Origin of the sequence: Francisella salina, assembly GCF_000219045.1 — a bacterium.
GTDB classification, from domain to species: Bacteria; Pseudomonadota; Gammaproteobacteria; order Francisellales; family Francisellaceae; genus Francisella; species Francisella salimarina.
The window spans coordinates 847,055-873,318 of sequence record NC_015696.1 but is presented as its reverse complement, the minus strand read 5'-3'; the positions used below and the strand labels follow the sequence as shown (position 1 = coordinate 873,318).

Here is a 26,264-nt window from a genome sequence, read left to right as displayed (position 1 = left end):
ACAGTCTAAATATGCTATTTCTTGTATACCATACTACCAAAAACTTTATTCAAAAACCCTATTTTAGTCGCCATTAACTTGATTAATGGATTAAAAATGACTGTTAAATATGTTTTTTTACCTAATTTCTGTCGATACTCTTTGATAAATTCAGATGTACAAAAATACTTATCATCTTGGGGTAAAAATATTCCCACATAATTATTACTTATAATATCTTTCAATTGACTAGTAAGGTTATCAACATGTATCATACTTCTCTGATTTGCTATCTTAGGGAAAATAAAAGCATACTTAGCAAGCTTAACAAGCTTAGGATAGTTACCTTTCGAGCCGTCTCCATATACCATTGGAGGTCTAACTATTGCAACACCAAAATCCTCTGATACTAAAGTTTTTAGCTTAAGCTCTGCTTGAAGCTTACTATCTCCATAAAAATCATCCGGTCGCGGCTGAGTATCTTTTGAGATGATTTTTTGCTGCCCAATTGGCGCACTATCTCCATATACAATTATACTACTCATAAATACAAACTGTTTGACACCTGAGCTTTTAGCTATCTTGGCTAACTCATAAGTTAATTCAGTATTTACAGCATAGTATTTATCTTTTAAAGAAGGATCTTTTGAAGTATGTGCAATACCAGCAACATGCAATATAGCATCATATTTACTAAAGTCTAATGTTTGCCATGACTCATCTTTTAGTGATATTTTTTCCACTATAAAATCATCTCCGCAATTCTTCTCAAAAGAATTACCAAGATAACTATTTAAACCAGTAATTAGAACTTTTTTCATTATTAGTTATTATCTTTTTTGTTATCTAGTGAACCAGTACCACCCTCTACTACACCACTACTAGCAAATACTGAAAGGACTGTCAAAAATATGCATTTAATATCAAACCAAGTACTTTTGTATTTAACATAATCACCATCAAGCTTAGCTTTTTGAGCAATCGGCAACTCATCACGACCATTAATTTGCGCCCATCCAGTCAATCCAACAGGCACATCATTAGCTCCATACTTATCTCGCTCAGCGATCAAATCGTCTTGATTCCATAATGCAGGTCTTGGCCCAACAATACTCATTTCACCTTTTAGGATATTTATAATCTGAGGTAACTCATCTAGAGAGGTCTTTCTCAAAAAAGCACCAACTTTTGTAATGCACTTAGACGGATCTTGTAACATATGTGTCGGCATATCCTTAGGAGTATCAACATACATCGTTCTAAACTTATATATATAAAAGAATTTCTTACCCTTACCATAGCGCTTTTGTTTAAAGAGTATTGGACCTTTTGAATCTTTTTTTATCATAAATATGACAATCAAAAACACCGGACTTAAAAGAACCAGACCAACAAAAGACAAAACAATATCTAAAAATCTTTTTAGAAACTTATACAACATAACCATCTACCCATTCAATTTATGATCAAACTCTGGAACTATTGTTTTTAGCAATACGAGCTGTTTATTTGGCCGCTCTTGAAACAACGTTTGAAGATCACTTTCTAACACTTTGATATCATAATATGTTCTTCTACCAATGAAAATATCTTTGTACTCAGTACTAATATCATTTTCATCAATAAGTAGCTCTTCATACAACTTTTCACCTGGACGCAGTCCTATTATCTCGATACCAATATCATCTCTACCTGATAGTTTAATAAACTGCTTAGCAAGATCTAATATCTTGACAGGCTGACCCATATCTAACACAAAAACCTCTGAGTTTTTGGCAATTGCACCAGCTTGCAATACCAATTCACAAGCCTCAGGAATAAGCATAAAATATCTTGTAATCTCTGGGTGAGTGACAGTAACAGGACCACCGTTTCGAATTTGCTCTTCAAATTTTGGTATAACACTACCACTACTTCCTAGCACATTACCAAACCTAACAGCAGCAAGCTTGGTACTTTTTGAATCAACATTTTGTAAGTATAACTCGCAAACCCTTTTAGTAGCTCCCATAACATTAGTTGGGCGCACAGCTTTATCTGTAGATATCAAGATAAATGAGCCAACCCCTGAATCAATAGCTAAATCTATAGCATTTTTTGTGCCTAGAATATTATTTCTGATAGTTCTAGATATATTCTCCTCAACCAAAGGAACATGTTTATATGCCGCTGCATGAAAAACTATATTTGGCGAATATTTACTAAAAACTTTAGCAAATGACTCTCGATCACATACTGAGCATAGGATACTTTTGATATTATATCCATGACATTCTTCTGTAATCTTATATAAATTAAACTCGCCATGATCAAGTAAAACTATCTGTTTTGCCTCATACTTAATACACTGTCTAGCAATCTCAGAGCCTATACTGCCACCAGCACCTGTAACTAGGATAACTTTATCTTTGATAAATTTTGAGATAGATTTTTGATCAAGGCTCTTAGAATCTCTTGATAGAAGATCATATACTGAAACAGGCTTTAGTTGTGACATAAAACTTTCATCTTGAAGTACATCTTCAAGAGGAGGCATAATCCTAATCTGATTAAAGTTTGATTCTAGTTTTTTATAAATTTTCTTAACTATATGATTAGCACTCTTAGGCAGTGCAACAACTAACAAGTCAAACCTTGAAGAACGTAGCTCTTTACGCAATTTCGAGCTTGATAAAACTCTCTTGCCATCAATACTTCTCTTTTGTAGCGCCTTATCATCATCAACAAAAAACTTGATACGATAACCTGTCGCCGATAACTCTTGGGCTATTTTTGTTCCAGCTGCACCCGCCCCATAAATAACAGCTGTTTTTGTTTTCTCTATTTGACTTCTATTTGTAAGGTACCAATAAAAATATACGCTCAAATTGATTAAAAATACATAAGATAGAAACTCAGAGAAAATAAGCGCAAATCTAACCTGACCATAAAAGGCAAAAGCAACGATAAAAAACACTGGAACATTAATAAACACCTTACGCAAAAAGGTCTTCTGTGTCGACTTACGCCAACTAGCCATGTAGTCACGCAGAAGTAAAAATGATGCTAAGCATCTCAAAAAAATAAGCGTAAGTAGAAGATATGTATTAACATCTTGCTTAAAAATATAAGAAGTCCAGTTAACAGTCACAATAGTCAGAACTATAATCACTGCAAAATTAAGAACTCTCTTATCGTACAAATATTTCATAAAGCAAAAATAATACCTATAGTTTATTAATTATATCAAAGTATCATAACTATATCTCATTTATGTAAGCTAAAATTTTCTTATATGATACTGATTCGATAGTCTTAACACTCTGCAAATACCATGATATCCATAGCTCTTGTATTAAATTATAAATTTTTACAACAACAAACTCACTTTTACCAATATGATTAGCTGTTATTTTTTTAGCTAATTTAGATCTTAGCTCATCAACCTCTATTTGATATCCTCGATCTCTTTGGAGATTTAATTTAGCTTTTTCTAACCTATTTTCTAAAGCTTGAAGATAATATTTATACCTCTGTAAAAACTCTACGGGTTGAGAGATATAATCATCTGTAAAAAGCTCAGTAAACTCACTCCTAACATCTGTAAAAAGCTCGATAAAATTAAGTGGTATTTTTTTAACATTAAGTTTTTTTTCAAGCTGCGACTTAGACTTTGTTATTTCTAAAAGCAATGCTTCAACTTTGGTTTTATTTAAAGCAAAGTTCTGCATCCCCAAAGCATAGAATTTTTCAAAATCTGCTTTGGTATATGGCAATTCAATATTATCAAAAAAACTCAAATCTATAGCTTTATCAATCACTTTATCTTTTGAGTCACTTAGTTTTAACGACATTGATAAGCTTGTTAGGTCATTACTTTTGATATTTTTTGATAACTGATTCTGTAAGCGTAGTTTAATTAACCTTTTCAAAGACTTTTGCATACATAGCTTGGCTTCATCGAATGTTGCCTTATAAGATAGCCTCACACCATCTTTATACTCCTCCAGACAATTATAGACTTTGACCGTTATACCGTACTCTTTGATTTGACTAGTCATGGCAATATCTGCAAAATCCCAATCATAATAAACCATCTCATCAACTTCTTGGCTTGGTTTAGCTACAAGGTTTTTAAGCTTTTGCTTTAATATATGAATATCCTTACCAACTGCTAGTGTTTTACCTTGCTCATCAACAACTTTTACATTCAGCACGAGATGTTTCTCCAACTCCCCATCCTGCCACACTGTCTCATCTACCACAAAACCCACTATTCGCGTAATATGTTTAGCAATAACAGACTTCAAAGGAGAGTACCTATCCTTATCAAAATCTATTGATTCAAATATAGCTTGAGCATAAGTTGGCACTGGCACACAATTTTTGCGAATATTTTTTGGTAAAGCACGTAACAAAGCGACAATCTTGTCATACAAAAAACCATAGACTCCCCACTCTAAAACAGTAGGGCTTATATCATTGATAAAAACTATTGGTACAGTAACTGTTACACCATCCCTCTCATCCAATGGGTCAAAGTGATATTCTAATGGCAAATGCATATCTCCAACAGTCAAAACATCTGGAAACTTCTGTTGCGTAATTTCTTTAGCATCATGCTGCATTAGACTTTCTATATCAAAGATAAAGCCCTTTTGCTGCTCTTTTGTGACCGACTTTAACCATTTGTCAAATGTTGCACCACTACAAACATCATCTGGGATAAAGCTATCATAATGTGCAAACATTACCTCTTCATCAGCCAAAATATCTTTTCGGCGTGATTTGTTTTCGAGCTCTTCAACTTGATTTATAAGCTTGAGATTTTGCTGATAGAAATACACTTTAGAATCAAAGTCACCTCTTACAAGAGCTTCTCGAATGAATATTTCTCTAGCCTCTTGAGGATTTATCTTAGCATATTGCGCAGATCTTTTTGAAACTATTTCTAAGCCATAAAGAGTTACTCTTTCATTAACTACAACAGCTCTACGCTTTTTGCTCCAAATAGGCTCGTCATAATGCTTTTTGATAAGATGCTCCGCTAAATCCTCTAACCATTCAGGCTCTATTTTTGCAACATTCCGAGCGTATGTCTTGGTAGTTTCAACTATTTCTGATGAAAGCAACCACTTTGGCTTTGCCTTAAACTGAGAAGATCCAGGGAATATAAAAAACTTGAGCCCTCTGGCTCCTAGATACTCAGCATTTTCATAATTAAATCCAATGTTACTCAAAAACCCACTGGCTATGGCTTTGTGTAGGTTTTCATAATCAAGCTTTTCATTTGATGATAATTTCCATTTAAACTGATGAACAACTTCAACAATTTGTCGATAAATATCATTCCACTCATTAAATCTGACTGGTGAAATAAAATTCTTTTTAAAATACTCTTTTTTTTCTCTATTTGATAAACCTTTTAAATCAGAATTAAGTCTATTTGCCAAATTTAAAATCGCTATAAAATCAGAAGATTTATCTTTATCAATAGCATGTTTTTTATCAGCTTTTTGCTGAAAATTCAAAGGTCTCTCACGCGGGTCCTGTACACTTAAAAAGCTAACAATTGAGACAATCTCTTTAAGAGTATTTTGTCTATAACCTTCTATAATTATTTTTGCCAACTTAGGATCTAAAGGCATAATTGCCATTTTGATACCATCATCAGTAATTTTAGGCTTTGAATAATTAAGCTCGGAGATAGCTCGTAATTCAAACAAGAGCTTAAAGCCATCTTTAACAAATCTTGAATCAGGCGAATCTATAAATGGAAAATCTTGAATACTTCCTAATTTTAAAAACAACATCTGCAAAATAACAGCCGCTAAATTAGTACGTAAAATCTCAGGATCGGTATATTCTTTACGATTATTAAAATCTTCCTCACTATATAGACGTATGCAAACACCAGCTGATAATCTACCACAGCGACCAGCTCTTTGATTAGCACTTGCTTGAGATATTTTCTCTATCGGTAGGCGCTGTACCTTGGTGCGATAGCTGTATCTACTTATTCGCGCTAAGCCTGAGTCTATCACATATTTTATGCGCGGCACTGTCAGAGATGTTTCTGCAACATTAGTTGCTAAAATAACCCTACGTATAGATCCTTCTGGGTTGAATATTTTGTTTTGATCTTTATTTGATAATCTCGAAAACAAAGGTAAAACTTCTGTAAATCTAAGATCTTGTTTATTTAAATATGCCAATGTTTCATGAATATCTCTTTCTGTAGGCAAAAAAACTAAAACATCTCCTCTGCCAAGTTCATCAAGAGCATACAATATTCTCTCTTGTAATGAAAACTCTTCAAAATCCTCATCATTTTGATAACGGATTTCAACAGGGTATGTTCTACCACTAATTGTAATATCTTTAGCATTCTGAAAATAATCTATAAACTTCTGATGATCTATAGTTGCTGAGGTAATGATTACTTTTAAATCAGGTCTATATGGTAATATCTTTTTTATACAACCAAGTAGAAAGTCAATATTTAAACTTCTTTCATGAGCCTCATCAATAATGATAACCTCATAATGTGATAAAAACTTATCATTCTTGATTTCAGATAGTAACACACCATCTGTCATCACTTTGATTAAAGTATTTTCAGAAGTTTGATCTGAAAAACGTATTTTAAAAGACACTTTTGATTGATCACCAATCTCAGTAGCAACCCTACTAGCAATAGATCTTGCAGCAAGTCTTCTCGGTTGAGTATGTCCAATTAATCCGCGTTTGCCTAGCCCCAAATCAAGACATACCTTAGGCAATTGTGTTGACTTACCAGAACCTGTCTCTCCTGCTACAACTATAACTTGATTATCTTGTATAAGCTTTTTTATATCATCTACTTTTTCAGCAACAGGAAGATCCGGATAAGTTATCTTAGGCAAAACCTTTTGGCTAGCTTGCTCAGCCAAAAGCTGCAAATCATTCAGTACTTGCTGTCTTGGAAGCTTGTTATTTTTTATAGCTGATATAAATTTACCACGAAGCTTAGTTGGTATCTGATTAAGATAATCATTAAATAAAGTTTTATTCGTATTCATGCTACTGCATTAAACGCTTCTTGATACCTGTAACTTTTAGAATCTTATTAATTAATCTCATAAAAATCATCACGACCCTACTCACAAGTACAAAAATAGCCAAAAATAATAAAACTAATATATCTTTAAAAATATTCCAAAAAAGCTCTGATAACGATAATAGCGTTTTAAATTTCATAATTTTATGGTAGAAATTGCATATTCTTAGTAAAGAATTATACCATGAATAAGAAATAATTGACTTAATAAAGGACTATAGCTTAGCTAAAATTGAGTTTAAAGTTTTGCTTGGTCTCATTACTTTTGCTAGCTTATCACTATCCATAAAGTAATAACCACCAACATCTACTTTTTTACCTTGAGCGTCGTTAAGCTCTTTGACAATTTTATCTTCATTAGTTTTTAGCTCAGCATAAATTGGTTCAAATCTAGCCTTAATTTCAGCATTACCAGTTTGCTCAGCTAAAGCTTTAACCCAATAATAGGCCAAATAAAAATGACTTCCTCTCGTATCTAGCTCACCTACCTTACGTTTTGGTGATTTATCATTATCCAAGAAGTCTTGGTTTGCTTGAGATAATGCTTCTGCTAATACCTTGATTTTAGGATCTCTAGTTTTGATTGCTAGGTCTTCTAATGAAGCTCCTAACGCCAAAAACTCTCCTAAAGAATCCCATCTTAAATGATTTTCTTCGATAAGTTGCTCAACGTGCTTAGGTGCAGAACCACCAGCTCCAGTTTCAAATAATCCACCACCAGCTAAAAGAGGCACAATAGAAAGCATCTTAGCAGAAGTACCAAGCTCTAAGATAGGGAATAAATCTGTCAAGTAATCTCTCAAAACGTTACCAGTTACTGAAATTGTATTCTTGCCTTCTTTCATTCTCTTTAAAGAGTATTTTGTAGCTTCTATCGGCGCTAAAATTTGGATATCTAGACCAGTAGTATCATGCAACACTTTATATTCATTAACTTTAGCAATTAAATTTCTATCATGCGCTCTTTTTGAATCTAACCAGAAAATCGCAGGATTTTGAGTAATTCTAGCTCTATTAATAGCTAGTTTAACCCAATCTTTAACTGCGATATCCTTAGTCTGACAAGCTCTCCAAATATCACCTTTCTCAACCTGATGCTCGAGTATTACATTACCTTCAATATCAATAACCTCTACTTTACCATCTGCTTGAATTTCAAATGTCTTATCATGAGAGCCATATTCTTCTGCTTTTTTAGCCATCAGACCAACGTTGGAAACATCACCCATAGTAGCAACATCAAAAGCACCGTTTTCTTTACAGAAATCGATAGTTGCGGCATATACACCTGCATAACATCTATCAGGAATCATAGCTTTCATATCCTGAAGCTTACCGTCTTTGTTCCACATTTGACCAGATGAGCGAATAGCTGCAGGCATAGAAGCATCGATAATCACATCACTTGGGACATTCAAGTTTGTAATACCTTTGTCAGAGTTAACCATCGCAATATCAGGTTGCTTAGCAAATACCTTTTCGATATCGGTATTGATTTTATCTTGAAGATCTTGAGGTAGTTGCTTAATTTTTTCTACTGCATCACCCCAACCATTGCGAGGATTCACACCAAGCTCTTTAAATTCTTTAGCATACTTTTTGAAAACATCTTCAAAGAAAATCTCTACTGCATGGCCGAATAATATTGGATCAGAAACTTTCATCATTGTAGCTTTTAGATGAAGTGATAGTAGTGTACCTTCTTTTTTAGCTTTAGCGATTTCAGTTTTGTAGAACTCTCTTAGTGCTTTTATTGAAATCTTAGTAGCATCAATAATTTCTTTTTCTTCTAAAGCAAGATTATCTTTAAGTACTGTTTGAGTACCTTTAGTATCTGTATGAACTATCTTAACCTTAGTTGCTTTTGGTACAATATAAGATTTCTCATTAGCATAAAAATCATTATCTGCCATACTAGCGACATGAGATTTAGAATCTTTTGTCCATGCACCCATAGAGTGTGGATGTTTTTCAGCGTACTTTTTAACTGCATCTGCAACTCTACGATCCGAGTTACCTTCTCTTAAGACAGGGTTTACCGCACTACCTAAGACTTTTGCATAACGAGCTTTAATTTCTTGCTCTTCGTCATCTTTTGGCTCAAATGGATAGTCTGGAATTTTGTAGCCCTTTGACTGAAGCTCTTTGATAGCTGCAGTAAGTTGAGGGATTGATGCACTAATATTAGGAAGCTTGATAATGTTAGCATCTGGAGTTTTCGCTAGCTCCCCAAGTATTGCTAGATTATCAGAGCACTTTTGCTCATCTGTAAGACAATCATTGAAGTTAGCCAATATACGCGCTGCTAAAGATATATCTTTTGTTTCTAACTCGATATCAGCAACTTTAGTAAAGCTCTCAACTATCGGTAAAAATGAACCTGTCGCTAAAGCTGGTGCCTCATCTGTGAATGTATAAAATATTTTATGCATAAAAAAATCTCCTATTGATAGAATTTCATCTTTCAAATACTAACACAAAACTAGTACGTATTTAATATTTCTTGTATTTTCTCGTCAGACCTTGCCACTACAGCAAAGTCATTGTGTTCAATAATCGGTCGCTCTAATAACTTAGGATTGCTAGCTACTATTTGTATAAGCTCATCATTGGTGAATTCACCATCTTTAAAGTTCGCTTTCCAAATAGCTTCTTTAGTACGAATGATATCTGTTATAGAAAGTTTCAATTTTGCCAATAATTCTTCGATCTCTTTTACTGTCAAAGGATTATCTAAATATAAATGAGTATCATAATTGATACTGTTTTGATCCAAAACTTGCTTTGCTTGACGTGATTTTGAACATTTTGGATTATGATAAATTTTCATAAAAATAGTGATTCAATTAACGTTATCATTATTATAAATTACATTGGTGTATAAATCATAAAAATAATCGATTAAGAATGATTATTATATAAATACGCTTAAATAACATATAATATTTAACTATAAATTATATTATTTTATAAGAAACAACTGGAGTGCAAGAATAGTATAAAGATAATAAAAACAAACAAGTTATAAGATATCAGGAGGTCTTTATGATTACTAAGCCATGGACAAAAAACTATCCCGACAAGATTCCTCTGAATATAGATATCCCTAATATTACTCTAAAAGATATGCTTGAAAAAGCTACTAAAAGCTTCAACGATAAAAATGCCCTTAGCTGTCACGGTGAAAAACTAACTTTTGACGAGATTAACAGCTATTCTGATAAATTCGCAGGATTCTTACAAAACAAATGGAAATTACAAAAAGGCGACCATATTGCCATTATGCTGCCTAATTTATTACAGTTCCCAATTGTTATTTTCGCTTTGGTAAAACTTGGTTGTGCTTTTGTAAATATAAACCCACTCTATACAAGTAGAGAAGTCAAAGGAATCCTACAAGATTCAAAAGCTAAAGGAGTAATTGTATTATCTGGACTTGCGCATAATGTCGAAGCTATAGCTGATGAATGTGAAGATCTAAAATATAAAATGGTTACAGATATTGCTGATCTTTATCCTACTCCAAAAAAACAAATAATCTCCTTTGTAGTAAAATATATCAAAGGTATGAAAGATAAATATTCAAAAGATAAGTTTGATACATTTACAGATGCTCTAAAATCTGACTACACTCCAAACTATACAAATATTGAATTAAAGTCTGATGATATAGCTGCACTTCAATACTCTAGCGGTACAACAGGCACGCCTAAAGGCACAATACTTCTACATAGGAATATTGTAGCAAATATCTATCAAGTGAAAGCTTGGACAGAGGGCTTTGATATCGAACTTAGTGAACAAATTGTCTTAACTGCCCTACCGATTTATCATATATTTAGCTTAACTGCTAATCTATTTCTTTTTTACTGTTCTGGAGCCTTTCAAATACTTATACCTAATCCTAAAGATATCAAAAGCTTAGTTGCTGAAATGAGAAAAAGTAATTTCTCAACTATATTTGCTGTAAATACTCTTTATATTGCTCTATTAAACAATAAAAAATTTAGACAAAGTAAGTTCCCTAATTTCAAGCTCTCAATAAGTGGTGGCATGTCAACATCCGAAGCTGTAGCTAGCGAGTGGAAAAAAATCACCGGTGTAAATATTAAAGAAGGATATGGTCTATCAGAAATGTCGCCTGTTGTAACTGTAAACTCGTTACTTGAGGAAGATTTCAGTGGTAGTGTTGGATTTCCACTGCCAAATACTGATATCAAAATTTATGATGATAAAGGTAGTGAGTTACCACAAGGTGAAACAGGAGAGATATGGGTGGCAGGCCCACAAAAGTCACCGGGATTCTGGAGTCTTCCAGAGATTAATAGAGAGCACTTCACTGAGGATGGTTGGCTTAAAACTGGCGATATGGGCTATCTTGATGAGCAAGGTCGCCTAGTAATATCAGGACGCATTAAACACATGATTATCGTCTCAGGCTTTAATGTTTTTCCTAAAGAAGTTGAATTAGTATTAACTGAAAAAGAAGAGATTAAGGATGCAGCAGTTATCAAAGGACACTCTAACGAAACAGGTGAAATGCCAGTTGCTTTTGTTGTACTAAAAAATGACAAAAAACTTATTGAAAAAGAAATTTTTAAATACTGTGAAACTAAATTAGCTCATTATAAATTACCTAGAAAAATAATTTTCATAGATGAGTTACCTAAAAATACTGTTGGAAAAATAGATGTAAATGCATTACAAAAAGAATATGCTGAAAAATATGAAAATAAATAACTAAACAGCTTTTTGCTTAAGGAGCTAAAGATGTTCAACAAAATTTATAATATTGCAAAAAAGGCTACTCCTAGTATTTCTCAAACTGAACAAACTGCCCTAAACGCTGGTGATAACTGGTTTGAACAAGATATATTTCAAGGGAAACCTGATTTTAATAAGTTACATAGTTTAAAGAAATTTGAACTAACAGCTGAAGAGAAATCATTTTTAGATAATGAAACAACCGAGTTATGCAGGCTAATTGATGATTGGAAGATTAATTATCAAGACAAAGATCTAAGCGTTGAAGCTTGGAAATACATGCGTGAAAAAGGCTTTTTAGGTTTAGTTATTAGCAAAGAATACGGTGGTAAAGGCTTCTCAGCAGCAGCTCACTCAGAAGTGGTTATGAAACTAGCAACCAAAAGTGTCACTGCAGCAATCACTGTAATGGTACCTAATTCACTCGGGCCTGGTGAACTTCTAGTTCACTATGGTACAGATGAGCAAAAAGATCACTATCTACCTAGATTAGCCTCTGGTCAAGAGATACCATGTTTTGCTTTAACAGGACCAACAGCAGGATCTGATGCGACTTCATTACCTGACTATGGTGTTGTCTGCCATGAAGAGTTCAATGGCAAAAAAACTTTAGGTATCAAACTAAAAAATATCAACAAACGTTATATTACATTAGCTCCTATTGCCACTCTAGTTGGTTTAGCTTTTCAACTACAAGATCCTGATGGTTTACTTGGTGAAACAGGTAATGAAGGTATAACATGCGCCCTACTACCATATAATCACAAAAGTTTAGAAATTGGTAGACGTGGCTTTCCTCTAGGTCAAGCTTTTATGAATGGCTATATCAAAGCTAAAGATGTCTTTATCCCAATTGACTGGATAATCGGCGGACAAAAAATGGCTGGTGAGGGTTGGCGAATGCTAGTTGAGTGCTTATCTATAGGTAGAGCTATTTCATTGCCAGCATGTGGTACAGCCAACACATTAATGTCAGCTGTAATGACAGCAGCTTATGCAAGTGTGCGTGAACAGTTCAAAGTTCCTATTGCTCAATTTGAAGGAGTTCAAGAAAAACTAGCTGAAACTGCAGGACTTGCTTATATTGCCAATGCTACTCGTCAATTCACAGTTTCTGCTGTTGATAGTGGTTTGCGACCATCTGTATCATCTGCAATTGCAAAATATCATCTAACTGAGATGGGACGTACAACTATCAACAATGCTATGGATATCCATGGTGGTCGAGCAATCATTATGGGTCCAAATAACTATCTAGCTATTCCATATATGGCAACTCCTATTGGCATAACAGTTGAAGGTGCCAACATTATGACTCGAAATCTAATGATCTTTGGTCAAGGTGCGATGAAATGTCATCCATATATTCGTAACGAGATAGAAAGCCTAATGAATGAGGATGAAAAACAATTTACAGACAATTTCAAAGGTCATTTTAAATACATGGCTCTAAATGGCTCACGTACTCTCTGGTATGGTTTAAGTGGTGGTTTCACTGCTCCTAGCTATCCTTCTAAATTTAAGCGTTACTATCGCTATATCTCACATATGAGTACTGCTTATTCTTATGTCAATGATATTTCAATAACAGTATTAGGTGCAGGCCTAAAACGTAAAGAAAGATTATCTGCTCGCTTGGGAGATATCATGAGTTATCTATACATGGCTGTAGCTGTATTGAAATACTATAAGGACACAGGCGAACCTCAAAGTGATGATATCTATGTTGACTGGAGTATTCAGCACTGTCTATATCAAGCTCAACAAGCAATGTTAGACTTATTTAGAAATTTCCCAAATAGAATATTTGCTACCAAGATGAAGCTTTTTGTTTTTCCTTACGGTAAAAAATTCAGAAGACCATCTGACAAGCTTGAAGCACAAATTTGTAAATCATTAGTCAGCAATAGCGATACAAGACAATGGATGAAAGATAAGTGCTATATACCAAATGATGATAATGATCCAATTGGTAGAGTTGAGAATGCTTATCTTGCATCACTAACTACACAACCTATTAAGAAAAAAATTATTGATGCTATCAAAACTGCTAAGCTACCAAAAGCAAGCTGGCAAGACTCTATTGAAATAGCTTTAGAGAATAAAATAATCTCTCAACAAGAGGCAGATATTGCTAATGAGATGCTTACAAAGGTTAATAATATAATTCAAACAGATGAGTTTGACGATTATGCTTTAGGACCTAAAAATGCTCACCCAGAATGGCAAAAAAATAGCGAAAAATAATATGTACCAATGTCATTTCGTTTAAATAACGGAATCTAAAAACGATGTATAAACCAACATCGGGAGGAAAATATGACAGAGTTAGAGAAAAAGTTTGAAGAAGTGTTGATAGCTGTTCGTGATGCAACTATTGATTTCAAACCTGATAATAGCCAAAAGCTAAAGCTCTATGCTTTTTATAAACAAGTAAAAGAAGGTGATAATAATACTAAAAAACCTTCTGCACTGAAAATGGTTGAACGAGCTAAGTGGATGGCTTGGGATGCGATTAAAGGTATGTCAAAAGAAGATGCTATGCGTGGTTATCTTAAAGTTTTTGGCGAAGAATATCTCCAAGCTGGAGAAAGTAGCAATACCTCAAGTAGCACTATAGCAAATAAGTTAGAACCTGTAGAAAATAAATCACAGCGTAAAGCTATTGATAAAATTGCAGTACTCGGTGCTGGAACTATGGGAGCTCAAATTGCCGCTCATTTTGCAAATGCTAGATTCCCCGTTGTATTATTTGATTTAAAATCGCAACAAGGTAGCGCTAATGCTATTATTGAAGATTCACTAGCAAAACTTACTAAACTTAACCCAGCACCTTTTGGTTCAAAAGATTCTATCAAATATATTACTCCTGCAAATTATGAGGATAATCTTGAACTTTTAGCAGATTGTGACTTAATCATAGAAGCAGTAGCCGAACGTATAGATATCAAAGAGAGTCTTTACTCTAAAATCTCTGCTCACATCAAAGAAAATGCAATTTTAGCATCAAATACTTCTGGCTTGAGTATCACAAAACTAGCTGAGGTATTACCAGAGAATCTCAAAGTTAATTTCTGTGGTGTACACTTTTTTAACCCACCGCGCTATATGCCTTTAGTTGAGCTAATCTCTCATGCAGATACTAATTCTGAAATCTTGGATAAACTAGAAACATTCTTAGTTGAAAAACTTGGTAAAAGTATAATTCGCGCAAAAGATACACCAAATTTTATCGCTAATAGATTAGGTGTCTTTTCAATGCTAGTCACTTGCTACTATACAGAGCAGATGAATATCCCTTTAGAAATTGTGGATGAACTAACTGGTAAAAAACTAGGGCGAGCAAAAAGTGCTACTTATAGAACTGTTGATTTGGTTGGATTAGATGTATTATCTCATGTTGTTGAAACTATGAAAGATAATCTCGAAGATGGTTGGCAAAAACTATACAACACACCTAGCTGGATTCAAAACCTAATTAACTCAGGTTCACTTGGTCAAAAAACTAAAAAAGGCTTATATATCAAAGAGTCTGACGGTATCAAAGTACTTGATTTAGATACAAAAGAATATCGTCCTTCTGATAAAAAAGCTGATAAAGAAGTCTTAGATATACTAGCTGAGAGAGATTGGAGCAAAAAACTGGAAGATCTGCGTAATAGCGATAATCCCCAAGCTCAATTCTTGTGGGCAACTTTTAGAGAAATGTTTTTGTATGCTGCTCATCTAGTTGGGGATATATCAAATTTCCCTAAAGATATGGATTTAGCAATTCGTTGGGGGTTTGGTTGGAAACAAGGTATTTTCGAGATATGGCAACTTGCTGGTTGGCACAAAGTAGCTAGTTGGCTAAAAGATGATATTTCAGCTGGTAAGGCATTATCAAAAAATACTCTATTTAGCTGGATTGATACTCTTGATATCGGTGTTTATCAAAATAATAAAGAGTTTAGCTTTAAGGATAAAACCCTAATATCTCGTGATAGCCTAGATGTTTATAAGCGTCAACTATTCGCTGATAATATAGTTGAACATACTAGTACTTTAGCAACACAAACACTGTATGAAAATGATGGTGTCAAACTATGGCAAATTAATGACTATAACAATATAGGAATACTCTCATTTAAGAGCAAAATGTGTGCTATTGGCGATGATGTTTTAGATGGTATATCCGAGTCTATCAACTATGCTGAAGAAAATCTTGATGGTCTTGTTATTTGGCAAGAGCAAGATGTATTTTCGGTAGGTGCCAACTTAGAAGAATTTGGTATCAAATTTGCAATGAATGGCGAAGCTGCTATCGAAGAGGTAATCCGTAAAGGTCATAGAATTATCAGCAAAAAATTACGCTATAGCAAAATACCTGTTGTCGCAGCTGTGAAAGGCTTTGCTTTTGGTGGTGGTTGTGAAACTATCTTACATAGTGATACTGCTGTTGCTGCGTATGAAAGCTATATTGGTCTTGTTGAAGCTGCTGTGGGAATTATCCCTGGTTGGGGCGGTTCAAAAGAAATGGCTATTAGAGCATCTCAAGCTCAAGATCACTGGAAAGACTTCGAGAGTCGCTATAAGAGCCTTGCTCTTGCTCAAGTTGCAAAAAGTGCTTATGAAGCGAAAGAAATGGGCTTTTTGCGTGATGATGACATAATCGTAATGAATACTAAAGAGATCCTACTTGTAGCAATTAAAAAAGCTCAACTTATGGCTCTAGCTGGTTATCAACCACCTCTGAAACAAAAAGTCCCTGTATTTGGTGAAACTGGTATCGCTACAATCAAAGCTTTATTAGTAAATATGCGTGATGGTAATCAAATATCTGAACATGATTATAAAATTGCAGTAAATTTAGCAGATACTATGTGTGGCGGTCAGATAGAAAAAGATACTGAAGTTTCGGAAGATTGGCTACTAGAAAGAGAGCTAATAAACTTCAAAGAACTTGCGATATCTGAGAAAACAGAAGCTAGAATGAAATATATGCTAGAAACTGGCAAACCACTAAGAAATTAAGGAGTAATTGACATGAGTGAAAACGTATATATAGTCGCTGCAAAACGCTCTGCTGTTACAAAAGGTAAAAAAGGTGGTTTTGCAAAAAAACGTCCTGATGAATTATTGGCAGATGTACTCAGAAAAACTGTCGCTGAAGCTAATATTAACCCTAATGATATAGAAGATATAGTTGTCGGTTGCGCGATGCCTGAAGCTGAACAAGGGCTAAATGTCGCAAGAATATCATCTCTTTTGGCAGGACTACCTAATAGTGTTCCTGCTTTTACAATCAATCGCTATTGTAGCTCTGGATTACAGTCAATTGCTATTGCAGCAAATGAGATTGCTCAAGGTAATATCGACGTTGCTATCGGTGCTGGTGTTGAAAGTATGAGTATGATTCCTTTTGGTGGTAACAAAATGTCTTTTAGTAAAGAAATCTTTGCTAAAGATGAAAATGTTGCCATAGCTTATGGTATGGGTATCACTGCTGAGATGGTTGCTAAAGATTGGAATGTATCACGACAAGATCAAGATGCTTTTGCTCTTGAGAGTCATCAAAAAGCAATCAAAGCTATTGAAAACGGTTATTTCAAAGATGAAATATTACCTATAGATGTTGATCACAATAAACCAGATGAAGCTACTGGTGAGATCATTAATCACAAACAAACTATAACTGAAGATGAAGGCGCTCGAAAAGATACCTCTTTAGAGGCATTAGCTAAACTAAAACCTGCTTTTGCAAATGGTGGATCTGTGACTGCTGGTAATAGCTCACAGGTATCAGATGGTGCTGCAGCTGTAATTTTAGTTAGTGAAAAATACCTAAAAGAGCACAACCTAAAACCTTTAGGTAAGTTTCTGGGGTTTGCTGTAGCTGGTGTTGATCCACGCATTATGGGTATTGGCCCAATCAAAGCTATACCAAAAGTGCTTAAACAAACTGGTTTAGATATCGATAACATTGACTGGATTGAGCTAAATGAAGCTTTTGCAGCTCAGTCACTAGCTGTGATTAATGATTTAAAACTTGATAAGTCCAAAGTTAACCCTTGTGGTGGAGCTATTGCCTTAGGACATCCTCTTGGTGCGACTGGTACGATACTAACTGTCAAAGCATTACATGGACTACAACGTACTGGTAAAAAATATGCTATGATTACGATGTGTATTGGTACTGGTATGGGCGCAGCTGGTATTATTGAAGCTTGTTAGCAGCCAATAATCCTGAACATTATAAAAATAACTAAATATCCAATAGGTTAAACTAAAATGATAAATCTAGATAACTATAAACCAATTGATTTTCTATGGAGTTTTACTTGCTTTAGTGACATAGCCAAGAATCCTCTTGGTGTGAAGTTACCTTTGTATCATATTGGCGAACATATGTATACAAAGTTCAAATGTCTACCAAATCATGTCGGTTGGGATAATGTTATTCATGGTGGTATTATCGCACTTATATGTGATGATATTCTTGGCAAACATGTTTTAAGTATTAGTAAGTCATTTTGTATGACCCGCAACTTAAATATCAAATACTTAAAACCAACCTATAGTAAAGTAGCACATATTTTCAAAACCACTGTAATTCGTAAAGGCCGTACTACCGTGTGGATTAAAGTTGATATTTTCAATGAAAAAGGCGATCTATGTGCTTATGCTGATGCAGACTTTGCACTCTTAGAAGAGCATCATGCAAAACAAAAAGATATTGCAAGCTATAAGCTTGATGATTTAGTGGCACATCTTAAATAAGCTCTTTATTTGTCATTTCTGGCAAAAACTTATACACAATAAAGATAAATACAACAATACATGCTCCCATGAAATATAATACAGGAGCATAACCATAATTATGAGTAAGATCTAAGAATCTCGAGATAAACATACTTTCTATTAAGGCTTTTGAAACAAGAGCTACAGATATCCCTATACCACGTATATGTACAGGTAAAACTTCTGATAATACCAACCATATACACACTCCAGGACCTACAGCTCCTCCGAATACAACAATAATCAACATCAGAAGACCTAAATTATTATACCCAGCTGTTATACAAAAGATCATTGTAAATATAGATACAAATGAAATTAATAACCCACTAATAATAAGTTTTCTTCGACCAATAACATCGACAAGGAATAAGCCAAATACAGTAGCTATAAGATTGACTAATGTCATTGCTGTTCCATAATAAGTAGCATCACAATTATTACAACTACTGAGTTGACCAAACATAGTAGGACCATAACTTATAAAGACATTAATACCAACAAAGCCATTTAAAACTGCCATTAAACTAATCAGTATTACAGATAAATAGTATTTTTGTTTGATAACAATTTTAATAAACTCAACAAAACCTGTTTTATTTTTTTCGGTTAATGAATGCTGAACTTTGAGAGCTAATTGCTCACTAATAGTTAGTGCCTGTTCATTTCTACCCTTTAAAATTAACCAAGATGGTGAAAATGGTGCTATTAAGCTAGTGATGAAAAGTAAAATTGAAAAAGGGATAGCGCAAGCAAATATCAGTCTCCAACCAAAACTTGCGACAAATAAGCTTGCAAAAAAGTTAGCCAAAAAAATTCCAGAAACTAGTGATAATTGAAATATAGCCATCGCCCTACCTCTAAACTTAGCTACGCTAGTTTCAGAAATATAAACAGGAATTACTGTCAACAAGAACCCAATCGACACCCCCTGTAGAAGCCTTGATAACATCAAAGTTGTATAAGTATTAGATATCATCATCAATATCATTGATACTGTAAATAGAAATGCCCCAAAAGCCAAAATATTTTTTCTACTAAAGATATCCATTAACGGTCCTGATATTAGTTTGGATAGCAAAGCTCCAAAAAACACAATACCAGCTATCTCAGATAGTTGCGTAAGATTAAGAGATAGCTCATCTTTTATAACAGGTAATGTCCCTGATATCACTCCAATATCAAAGCCTGAACATACGCCAGTTAAAACTATCAAAGCTATAACGATTTTTTGGTATTTAGTTACTAACATTAGACCCTCTTTATAAAATATATAATAAATACTTAACAACTAAGTAATAAACATATAACTATAAAGATATACTAAATAGAACTAAAGTTTTATAAGAAATTATAGAAAAAAGTAATTTATTTAAGAATCAAATCTCATATAGAAATTATTCAATGATTAGCTTTTTAGGGCTTTGTAGATAGTATCTTTGATTTCTAGTCTTTGTTTTTTTAGCTCTTCTAATTGCATATCTTCAAACATACCAGAACTTTCAAGGTTATATATTTTCTTATCTAGATCTTCATACTTTTTCATTTGATTACTAATATGATGATCTTCTTTAATATTATGAAGTTGATCTCTTAACTCAGGGAATTCTTTAACTAATGGATGATGTTCTAACATTGTAGATACTCCTTATCTTTATTGATTAATTAAATTAACTGCATACAGATACAGCAATAGATACAAATAAATTACATTTATACCTAACTTAAGTATATTTTCTCACATCTGACAAGGATTGTTCAAATTTAATTTGTCCATTCTCATAATAAGTCTCAAGAATTGAGTTGCTATGGTATTCTCCTATAGCATACTGATCATCTAGAACTATTGTTTGATAATTACCTTTAGCATCTTTAATCAAATCTAGACGTCCTTGTTTAGATTTCTTTGTAGGATCTGTGATAGGCTCTTTTTTAACTCCAATTAAAGAATCCCCTCGTTTGATTGCTGAGCATTTAATAGCAAACTTGAAACTATCTCTATTTATAGATGATTCATGATTTCCTTGTAGCAATGCTCCACCCATACCAAAAGCTATATTCTCAGCAGAAAACCCGTTTGTTTTCATCGCTGATAGTATGCTCTTTGCTAAACTAAGACTCACTCCATCACCTTGTATCAAAGCTACCCTTTGTAGAACTTTATATCCCTTAGCATTTACATTACTACCATAAGCCTTTTCTAATTCATTAAGCGCATATAAAATATTATCTATAGCATCTCCCGAATCTGGTCTAATTACCAAGTTTGCTTTTTTAGCTTTGACCTTATCTTTTAAATCAATCCAAGTTTGTATTGCTTGTTTAAAATCCCAACTATCAGAAACACAAGCATAGAAAACACTGTTATCTCCAAATTGCTCAACCATATTTTCAAAGGCTTGGCACTCACACTCAGAACCAATACCCCAGCTAGTCATTGTTGAGTGCTCACTTGCAGGAATCGAATAACCTGCCATATCTTCATGATAATACTCTTTACAAATTTGTAATGCTGCCAAAGTGTCTGTTCCTAGAAAATTAGTCAGATGTGCCGCTCCACCAATCCCTGCTGACTCTTCTGATGAAACACCTCTATAGCCAAAATCATGAAGCATAAATTCTAGCTTATCGAGATTATCTGCGGTTTCTAGAAGATACTCTTTGATTAGTTTTTTGATATTAAAACTGATTGTTGCAACTGTTGTTGGATACCACACTTTTAAAAGTAGTGTCTCTAGCAATCCAGGCAACCAAAATAACTCTGGATCAGTACTTTCTATAGTCATCAATACATTATGTAAAGGTACTAAACTTCCTTCTCTAACAGCACGAATCCTAACTGGTAAATAACCATTATATTTTTTTAGGACTTTCTCAAAGCCTTCTCGATAAAATACCAAACCATGAGCTTTTAGAATTTCTTCAGCTTCATCTATCATTTCTGGTGTAATTGGCTGAGATAAGTATTTCTTGATGTAATACTGTAAGCCAAAAAATCTAGTATGCGCCCCTAAATCACTATTTACAGTATCACGACTTTCTAAATAAAAATGAAGATAGTTAGCATCACTAGGATATTGATAAGGATGAGAATGTTTATAACTATCAGTCATTAATAAAAGGTTGTTTCTATGCATCAGATATATATAAAGAGAAACTTGTAAGATAATGTTATCAAATGTTGTAAAGATAAACTATTTTTGAGTTAGATTTTTTATACTGCCTTCAACTAATCTTATTAGTTTTGACATATATTTAAGAGAGATTTCTGTTTTATCAATCAGGGGATTATATTCTGCCACTTCAAAACATACCAAACTATTAAAATTAATTTTTTCAATAGTCTTGTAAAAAACCTGAGGGGCAATACCATTTTCAACTGGAGTTCCTACAGCATCAAGATTAGTAGGATCTAAACCATCTAAATCAAAACTAATCCCGACATTACCCTCTGTAATCTTCTCAAGACGTTCAAATTCTTGTGAAAATAACTCTTCAAAGTTTCTATCGGTTAAATCACTTTGATAATAAACCTTAACTCCTAATTTTTCCAAAAAGTCTCTTTCTGGCTTTTCATAAGAACGAATTCCAAAGAAAACAATATTCTCAGGCTTTAACTTTGGATTATCACTTAGTACTTTTGTTAATTCCTCATGCCCATATCCTAAAAGATGTGCTACAGGCATACCATGTATATTACCAGTCTCAGAAGTTTCTGGCCTATGGCTATCCATATGCGCATCAATCCAAATCAAACCAAGTTCTTTTTTCTGATCTTTAAGGTAGTCATAAACCCCACTCCATGTACCTATTGCACATGAGTGGTCTCCTCCAAGAGCCAAAGGAAACTTACCTTCTTTAAGAATCTCAGATACCGCCTGAGCAACCTTAGTAAAATACTTACCCATAGTTGGTACTTCAGCCCTACCACCAATATAGTTGATAATTTGTGCATCTATACGTCTATCTCTTAGTTCATTCAACAAAGCGTATGGTGCTCTTCCACAACCAATTTCTCTGCCAGCATTACCAATAGCTATTCCTACAGCTTCTACTTTTTTCATCTTATTACTCCAATACTATAATACTGAAAATAAATTTTTAGGATCTTTAATCGGTGGTACCATATCCATTTGGCTACCGATATCATATTTCTCAGCTAAATCTAAAGTAAGACGAAGTGCTGAGAAATCCTCAACAGCAAAACCTACTGAATCATAGATGGTAATTTCTTTATCATTTTCACGACCTTTTTTCTTACCAGTTAAAATTTCCCATACTTCAGCATGTAAAACCTGTTCAACTTCTTGTGGTGATAAATTCTGGATTTCTCCCTCAATCATTGATTGTTCTTTGTATTCAACAACTACTTTACCTCTAAAAAGAATATCCATGTCAAGCTCAGTCTTACCGGGACAATCCCCACCTAAACCACTTATATGTACACCTTCTTTAACCCAATCATTTTCAATAACAATTGCATGAAGTTTACAAGCCGTACATACGACGATGATGTCTGCACCCTCACAAGCTTCTTTAGCACTATCACAAGCGATAAATTCAAGATCAACACCTTTCATATTGTTAGCATATTTTTTCATCGCTTCTGGATCTGTGTCAAAATATCTTACTGTTTTAATAGGTCTGATTAATTTATGAGCTAAAGTTTGAAATTCACTTTGAGCACCTGTACCTATTAGCGTCATAGTCTTACTATCTTTACGTGCTAAATAATCTGTTGCTAAGACAGTCGCAGCAGCAGTTCTTAGAGCAGTAAGAACAGTCATTTCAGATATAAGTAATGGATAACCATGTTTAATCTCATTTAATTGACCTGTAGCTACTACTGTCTGCTTACCTTCAAACGGATTTGCAGGATGCCCATTTACACATTTATATGTAAATAATTTATTATCAGCAGTTGGCATAAGTTCCAGAACACCTCCCGGAACATGAGCTGCATATCTTGGTGATTTATCAAACTCTTGCCATCTTATAAAGTCTTGTTTTGTATATTCAACTAGGTCTTTAATAAAATTATCAAAGCCGTGCTTCTGCACTATTTTTGCCATATCTTGAACTGATAAGATTCTCATATCTTCTCCAATTTACTATTAAATAGCTTTATTTTAAAAAAATTTAACCTTTTAAATATATTCTCAAGAATAGGATTAATCAATAGAAACTTATGCAATTATTTATTTCTCGACAGAATGTATTATTACAACTAAAAAATACTTTTGAGCATTTTTAAAAGATTAATTTTCAAAACTTATTTACAATCAATGTTATAAAATTTCGTTTAATAATATCCTTTGATAGCAACCTTCACTAGTTAACCATACCAAAGTTATTTTTTGAGGCATAATAGTTACAGTTGTATCTTTATTATTAATTTTGAGCGTATATTCACCTTGGCTTAAATTCTTAGAGAATAAATCAACATTTTTGGGCAAAAGATTCCAACTTCTGAGATCTGCTTGGGTTGTCGCCATATTATACATCGAAGTTCCAATTGCTGCCAATGCTGCATAGTCACCTGATGATCTAATAGCCGCCACAGAAATAGCTGTTTTTGTAACCAGACGCAAAACCTCTCTAGTTACAATCGCAGGATATTGATCTGATAATGACTTAGCTGCCATTGCAGTTGTATCAACCAATAGTGCAGTTTTGCCTTTATCAATAATCTTATTATCTTTTAAGATTTGTACATCGGCATTAGATGCTAACCTATAAGAGCCATAGTATGGTAACGAAATTTTTTGAACTCCAGCTTGTTGGAAAAATATCACGATTGGTATATCAAATTTTTTAATAGGCTCTACCCAACCACTCTCATATATTACAACAAGTTTACCTTGCCCTTGTGGATAGATATTATGACCAGTGTCAAAAGCGTTCTTAATTTCGTCATAGTCTTCTCTAACATATGGATTATTTGGAACAACCCTTAGAGCATTACTCATTGATAAGTTAGCATTATTTAGATCGGTATCGTATGACTGATATATCAAAGCCTCTAGATAATATCCAAAAGCATTTTCATAAGAGTTTTTTACTCTATCAGCTATACTCACTAACTGTCTATATTGTTTTGAACTAGATATATTTGATGAAACCTGTCTAGAATTAACATGATTAAATTCTTCATACCTGGTTTTATTTGTCTGAGCAGCTAAATCTTTTGCTTCATAAGTGGCATATTGTGCATATGATAAGTTACGAATACTGACAGCAGCATTTTCTAAGTCATGCTGTTTTAAATAGTTTAGTGCTTGATAAGCATATAAAAAAGTAATTTCATAATCAGATATATAGTAATATCTCTCTTTATCGCTTAAAAGAGTAGCTTGAGTATTTTTAAGTATATTCCTAACTCTTATTTTTGCTTCTGCTTCTGACTTTGCAACATAATCCGTTGCCTTGGTATATTTAGCTTGTGATAGTTCAGTTTTACCAAGTAGCTGATCAAAACGTCCTGTTTCTAAGAAACCGATAGAAGCATTAACACCATCACCACTAAAAGCATTGTCAAATTTAGTTTCAATAGGCTTATATCTGCATGTTTCAATAGCATCTTTGGCAGTTTCTACCTTATCAGGATGGCTACCACTGAATGTCGCACAGCTAGAAATTATTAAGCATACAATAGATAACAAACAGACTTTAACTTTCATACTACTTGGATAGGTAAGCACGTAAACCTGGATGTACTTTAGATAAGCTACCATCAATTACAATACCTACAGAATACTTAGGCATCACATCTGTAATTCGTACTTTTGCTAAAACTTTACTATCTAAGACAATATGCTGTCCTGTTGCCGGATCAACACTAGTACCCCCTTCTTGGCGAATCTCATAAGTACTAGCCTTAACGACTCCATTACCACCACGGTTGAAGTAAATTTCACCATCATCTGCTTTTAACACTTGAAGAGGGTATATAGCCCCAACAATTTGTTCAGATATTGTTTGACCGATTTGCTCAGCTACATAGCTTAATATCTGTGAGTGATCACCATTATCATAGTTAGCATACTCGTTAGCGATATTTGCTGGTACTTGCAATCTAACTACATTCGACCATTTAACCTCCATCGTAGCCAGCTCAATCATCCGATAAGCTACACTAGCTGAGACATTCAATGTTGTAAAGTCTTCTCCATAATACGAACTCTTTTTCTTACTAATGTTTAATCCCAGGATATCGCCAGTTAATATAAAATCAGCGCCTATTCTTTGATTTAGCTTAGCTTTCTCACTGGTATCATTGGAATTTATTATACGTCTAATTTCCTCTTCATAAGCTTTCTCATCTTTAGCATCTCTATTTGATACTCTAAACTTACGTGATTGAGTTATTTGAGCTATGATATTCTGATTAAGTCCTTTTTGAAGCTCTTTCTCACTGTAAATACTTTCATTAGTTGCTCCTTTCGTATCAAAAGGTAATATAGCAACTGTGAACATTTTAAGATTATTACGCTCATCTACGCCTTTATATTTAAGCGTACTTCCAGAATTAGTATCTAATGAGTTATTTGACAAATTAGCTGAGCTATCAGACACAATATTTGTAGCAGAATCTGCAGCAAAAGCATTATTAGTAACTATAGAAATCAGTAAGAAAGAAAAAAAAATCAATATTTTTTGCATC

General features: G+C 33.8%; 19 protein-coding genes. 5 read left to right on the top strand and 14 right to left on the bottom strand.

The genetic code is table 11. The features are described from left to right. Positions 1-14: 14 nt before the first annotated feature. The 7 genes from F7308_RS04200 to F7308_RS04175 form a co-directional block, all read right to left on the bottom strand. The gene (locus F7308_RS04200) at positions 15-800 is read right to left on the bottom strand and encodes an NAD-dependent epimerase/dehydratase family protein (RefSeq protein ID WP_013922608.1); all 786 of its coding nucleotides are present in this window, start codon (positions 798-800) and stop codon (positions 15-17) included. 2 nt (positions 801-802) lie between these two features. Beyond that, positions 803-1,420 (bottom strand): sugar transferase, encoded by a 618-nt coding sequence (locus F7308_RS04195; protein WP_013922607.1) that lies wholly within the window; start codon positions 1,418-1,420, stop codon positions 803-805. Positions 1,421-1,426: 6 nt separating this feature from the next. After that, a complete protein-coding gene (locus tag F7308_RS04190; RefSeq protein ID WP_013922606.1) occupies positions 1,427-3,169 on the bottom strand; it encodes a polysaccharide biosynthesis protein in 1,743 nt (580 codons plus the stop codon). Between the two features lie 49 nt (positions 3,170-3,218). After that, positions 3,219-7,019 (bottom strand): ATP-dependent RNA helicase HrpA, encoded by a 3,801-nt coding sequence (gene hrpA / locus F7308_RS04185; protein ID WP_013922605.1) that lies wholly within the window; start codon positions 7,017-7,019, stop codon positions 3,219-3,221. A gap of 1 nt (position 7,020) precedes the next feature. Next, complete coding sequence (locus tag F7308_RS10170; RefSeq protein ID WP_013922604.1) at positions 7,021-7,197, bottom strand: hypothetical protein; 177 nt, start codon at positions 7,195-7,197, stop codon at positions 7,021-7,023. 75 nt (positions 7,198-7,272) lie between these two features. Then, positions 7,273-9,489, bottom strand: coding sequence for an NADP-dependent isocitrate dehydrogenase (locus F7308_RS04180; protein WP_013922603.1), 2,217 nt, complete (start codon positions 9,487-9,489; stop codon positions 7,273-7,275). Positions 9,490-9,539: 50 nt separating this feature from the next. Continuing rightward, entirely contained in the window at positions 9,540-9,887 is a 348-nt protein-coding gene (locus F7308_RS04175; protein ID WP_013922602.1) for an arsenate reductase family protein, read from the bottom strand. 215 nt (positions 9,888-10,102) lie between these two features. Between F7308_RS04175 and F7308_RS04170 the strand changes: the two genes are divergently transcribed. The 5 genes from F7308_RS04170 (at position 10,103) to F7308_RS04150 (ending at position 18,580) form a co-directional block, all read left to right on the top strand. Continuing rightward, complete coding sequence (locus F7308_RS04170) at positions 10,103-11,797, top strand: long-chain-fatty-acid--CoA ligase (RefSeq protein ID WP_013922601.1); 1,695 nt, start codon at positions 10,103-10,105, stop codon at positions 11,795-11,797. Between the two features lie 30 nt (positions 11,798-11,827). Next, the gene (locus F7308_RS04165; protein ID WP_013922600.1) at positions 11,828-14,068 is read left to right on the top strand and encodes an acyl-CoA dehydrogenase; all 2,241 of its coding nucleotides are present in this window, start codon (positions 11,828-11,830) and stop codon (positions 14,066-14,068) included. A 72-nt stretch (positions 14,069-14,140) separates the two neighbouring features. Beyond that, on the top strand, positions 14,141-16,834 hold the full coding sequence (locus F7308_RS04160; protein WP_013922599.1) for an acyl-CoA-binding protein: 2,694 nt from the start codon (positions 14,141-14,143) through the stop codon (positions 16,832-16,834). Positions 16,835-16,846: 12 nt separating this feature from the next. Continuing rightward, a complete protein-coding gene (locus F7308_RS04155; protein WP_013922598.1) occupies positions 16,847-18,034 on the top strand; it encodes an acetyl-CoA C-acyltransferase in 1,188 nt (395 codons plus the stop codon). 57 nt (positions 18,035-18,091) lie between these two features. Then, positions 18,092-18,580: a PaaI family thioesterase gene (locus F7308_RS04150; RefSeq protein ID WP_013922597.1), complete on the top strand. Its 489-nt coding sequence runs from the start codon at positions 18,092-18,094 to the stop codon at positions 18,578-18,580. Here F7308_RS04150 and F7308_RS04145 read toward each other — a convergent pair. From F7308_RS04145 to F7308_RS04115, 7 genes are all read right to left on the bottom strand, one after another. Further along, complete coding sequence (locus F7308_RS04145) at positions 18,573-19,853, bottom strand: MFS transporter (protein WP_013922596.1); 1,281 nt, start codon at positions 19,851-19,853, stop codon at positions 18,573-18,575. The genes F7308_RS04150 and F7308_RS04145 overlap by 8 nt on opposite strands. 156 nt (positions 19,854-20,009) lie before the next feature. Next, positions 20,010-20,237: a YdcH family protein gene (locus F7308_RS04140; protein ID WP_013922595.1), complete on the bottom strand. Its 228-nt coding sequence runs from the start codon at positions 20,235-20,237 to the stop codon at positions 20,010-20,012. An 88-nt stretch (positions 20,238-20,325) separates the two neighbouring features. Further along, positions 20,326-21,738 (bottom strand): nicotinate phosphoribosyltransferase, encoded by a 1,413-nt coding sequence (locus tag F7308_RS04135; RefSeq protein WP_041263670.1) that lies wholly within the window; start codon positions 21,736-21,738, stop codon positions 20,326-20,328. A gap of 57 nt (positions 21,739-21,795) precedes the next feature. Next, complete coding sequence (locus F7308_RS04130; RefSeq protein ID WP_013922593.1) at positions 21,796-22,665, bottom strand: arginase; 870 nt, start codon at positions 22,663-22,665, stop codon at positions 21,796-21,798. Positions 22,666-22,680: 15 nt separating this feature from the next. After that, positions 22,681-23,697: an ornithine cyclodeaminase gene (locus F7308_RS04125; protein ID WP_013922592.1), complete on the bottom strand. Its 1,017-nt coding sequence runs from the start codon at positions 23,695-23,697 to the stop codon at positions 22,681-22,683. A gap of 192 nt (positions 23,698-23,889) precedes the next feature. Then, entirely contained in the window at positions 23,890-25,281 is a 1,392-nt protein-coding gene (locus tag F7308_RS04120; RefSeq protein ID WP_013922591.1) for a COG3014 family protein, read from the bottom strand. Between the two features lies 1 nt (position 25,282). Next, entirely contained in the window at positions 25,283-26,263 is a 981-nt protein-coding gene (locus F7308_RS04115) for a CsgG/HfaB family protein (RefSeq protein ID WP_013922590.1), read from the bottom strand. Between the last annotated feature and the right edge of the window lies 1 nt (position 26,264).

Bases quoted from the DNA above. Each gene is read 5' to 3' on its own strand.
- F7308_RS04115 (WP_013922590.1), bottom strand. From the start codon at position 26,263: ATGCAAAAAATATTGATTTTTTTTTCTTTCTTACTGATTTCTATAGTT.
- F7308_RS04145 (WP_013922596.1), bottom strand. From the start codon at position 19,853: ATGTTAGTAACTAAATACCAAAAAATCGTTATAGCTTTGATAGTTTTA.
- F7308_RS04190 (WP_013922606.1), bottom strand. From the start codon at position 3,169: ATGAAATATTTGTACGATAAGAGAGTTCTTAATTTTGCAGTGATTATA.
- F7308_RS04200 (WP_013922608.1), bottom strand. From the start codon at position 800: ATGAAAAAAGTTCTAATTACTGGTTTAAATAGTTATCTTGGTAATTCT.
- F7308_RS04170 (WP_013922601.1), top strand. From the start codon at position 10,103: ATGATTACTAAGCCATGGACAAAAAACTATCCCGACAAGATTCCTCTG.
- F7308_RS04180 (WP_013922603.1), bottom strand. From the start codon at position 9,489: ATGCATAAAATATTTTATACATTCACAGATGAGGCACCAGCTTTAGCG.
- hrpA (WP_013922605.1), bottom strand. From the start codon at position 7,019: ATGAATACGAATAAAACTTTATTTAATGATTATCTTAATCAGATACCA.
- F7308_RS04165 (WP_013922600.1), top strand. From the start codon at position 11,828: ATGTTCAACAAAATTTATAATATTGCAAAAAAGGCTACTCCTAGTATT.
- F7308_RS04140 (WP_013922595.1), bottom strand. From the start codon at position 20,237: ATGTTAGAACATCATCCATTAGTTAAAGAATTCCCTGAGTTAAGAGAT.
- F7308_RS04150 (WP_013922597.1), top strand. From the start codon at position 18,092: ATGATAAATCTAGATAACTATAAACCAATTGATTTTCTATGGAGTTTT.
- F7308_RS04195 (WP_013922607.1), bottom strand. From the start codon at position 1,420: ATGTTGTATAAGTTTCTAAAAAGATTTTTAGATATTGTTTTGTCTTTT.
- F7308_RS04155 (WP_013922598.1), top strand. From the start codon at position 16,847: ATGAGTGAAAACGTATATATAGTCGCTGCAAAACGCTCTGCTGTTACA.
- F7308_RS04125 (WP_013922592.1), bottom strand. From the start codon at position 23,697: ATGAGAATCTTATCAGTTCAAGATATGGCAAAAATAGTGCAGAAGCAC.
- F7308_RS04160 (WP_013922599.1), top strand. From the start codon at position 14,141: ATGACAGAGTTAGAGAAAAAGTTTGAAGAAGTGTTGATAGCTGTTCGT.
- F7308_RS04130 (WP_013922593.1), bottom strand. From the start codon at position 22,665: ATGAAAAAAGTAGAAGCTGTAGGAATAGCTATTGGTAATGCTGGCAGA.
- F7308_RS04175 (WP_013922602.1), bottom strand. From the start codon at position 9,887: ATGAAAATTTATCATAATCCAAAATGTTCAAAATCACGTCAAGCAAAG.
- F7308_RS10170 (WP_013922604.1), bottom strand. From the start codon at position 7,197: ATGAAATTTAAAACGCTATTATCGTTATCAGAGCTTTTTTGGAATATT.
- F7308_RS04120 (WP_013922591.1), bottom strand. From the start codon at position 25,281: ATGAAAGTTAAAGTCTGTTTGTTATCTATTGTATGCTTAATAATTTCT.
- F7308_RS04135 (WP_041263670.1), bottom strand. From the start codon at position 21,738: ATGCATAGAAACAACCTTTTATTAATGACTGATAGTTATAAACATTCT.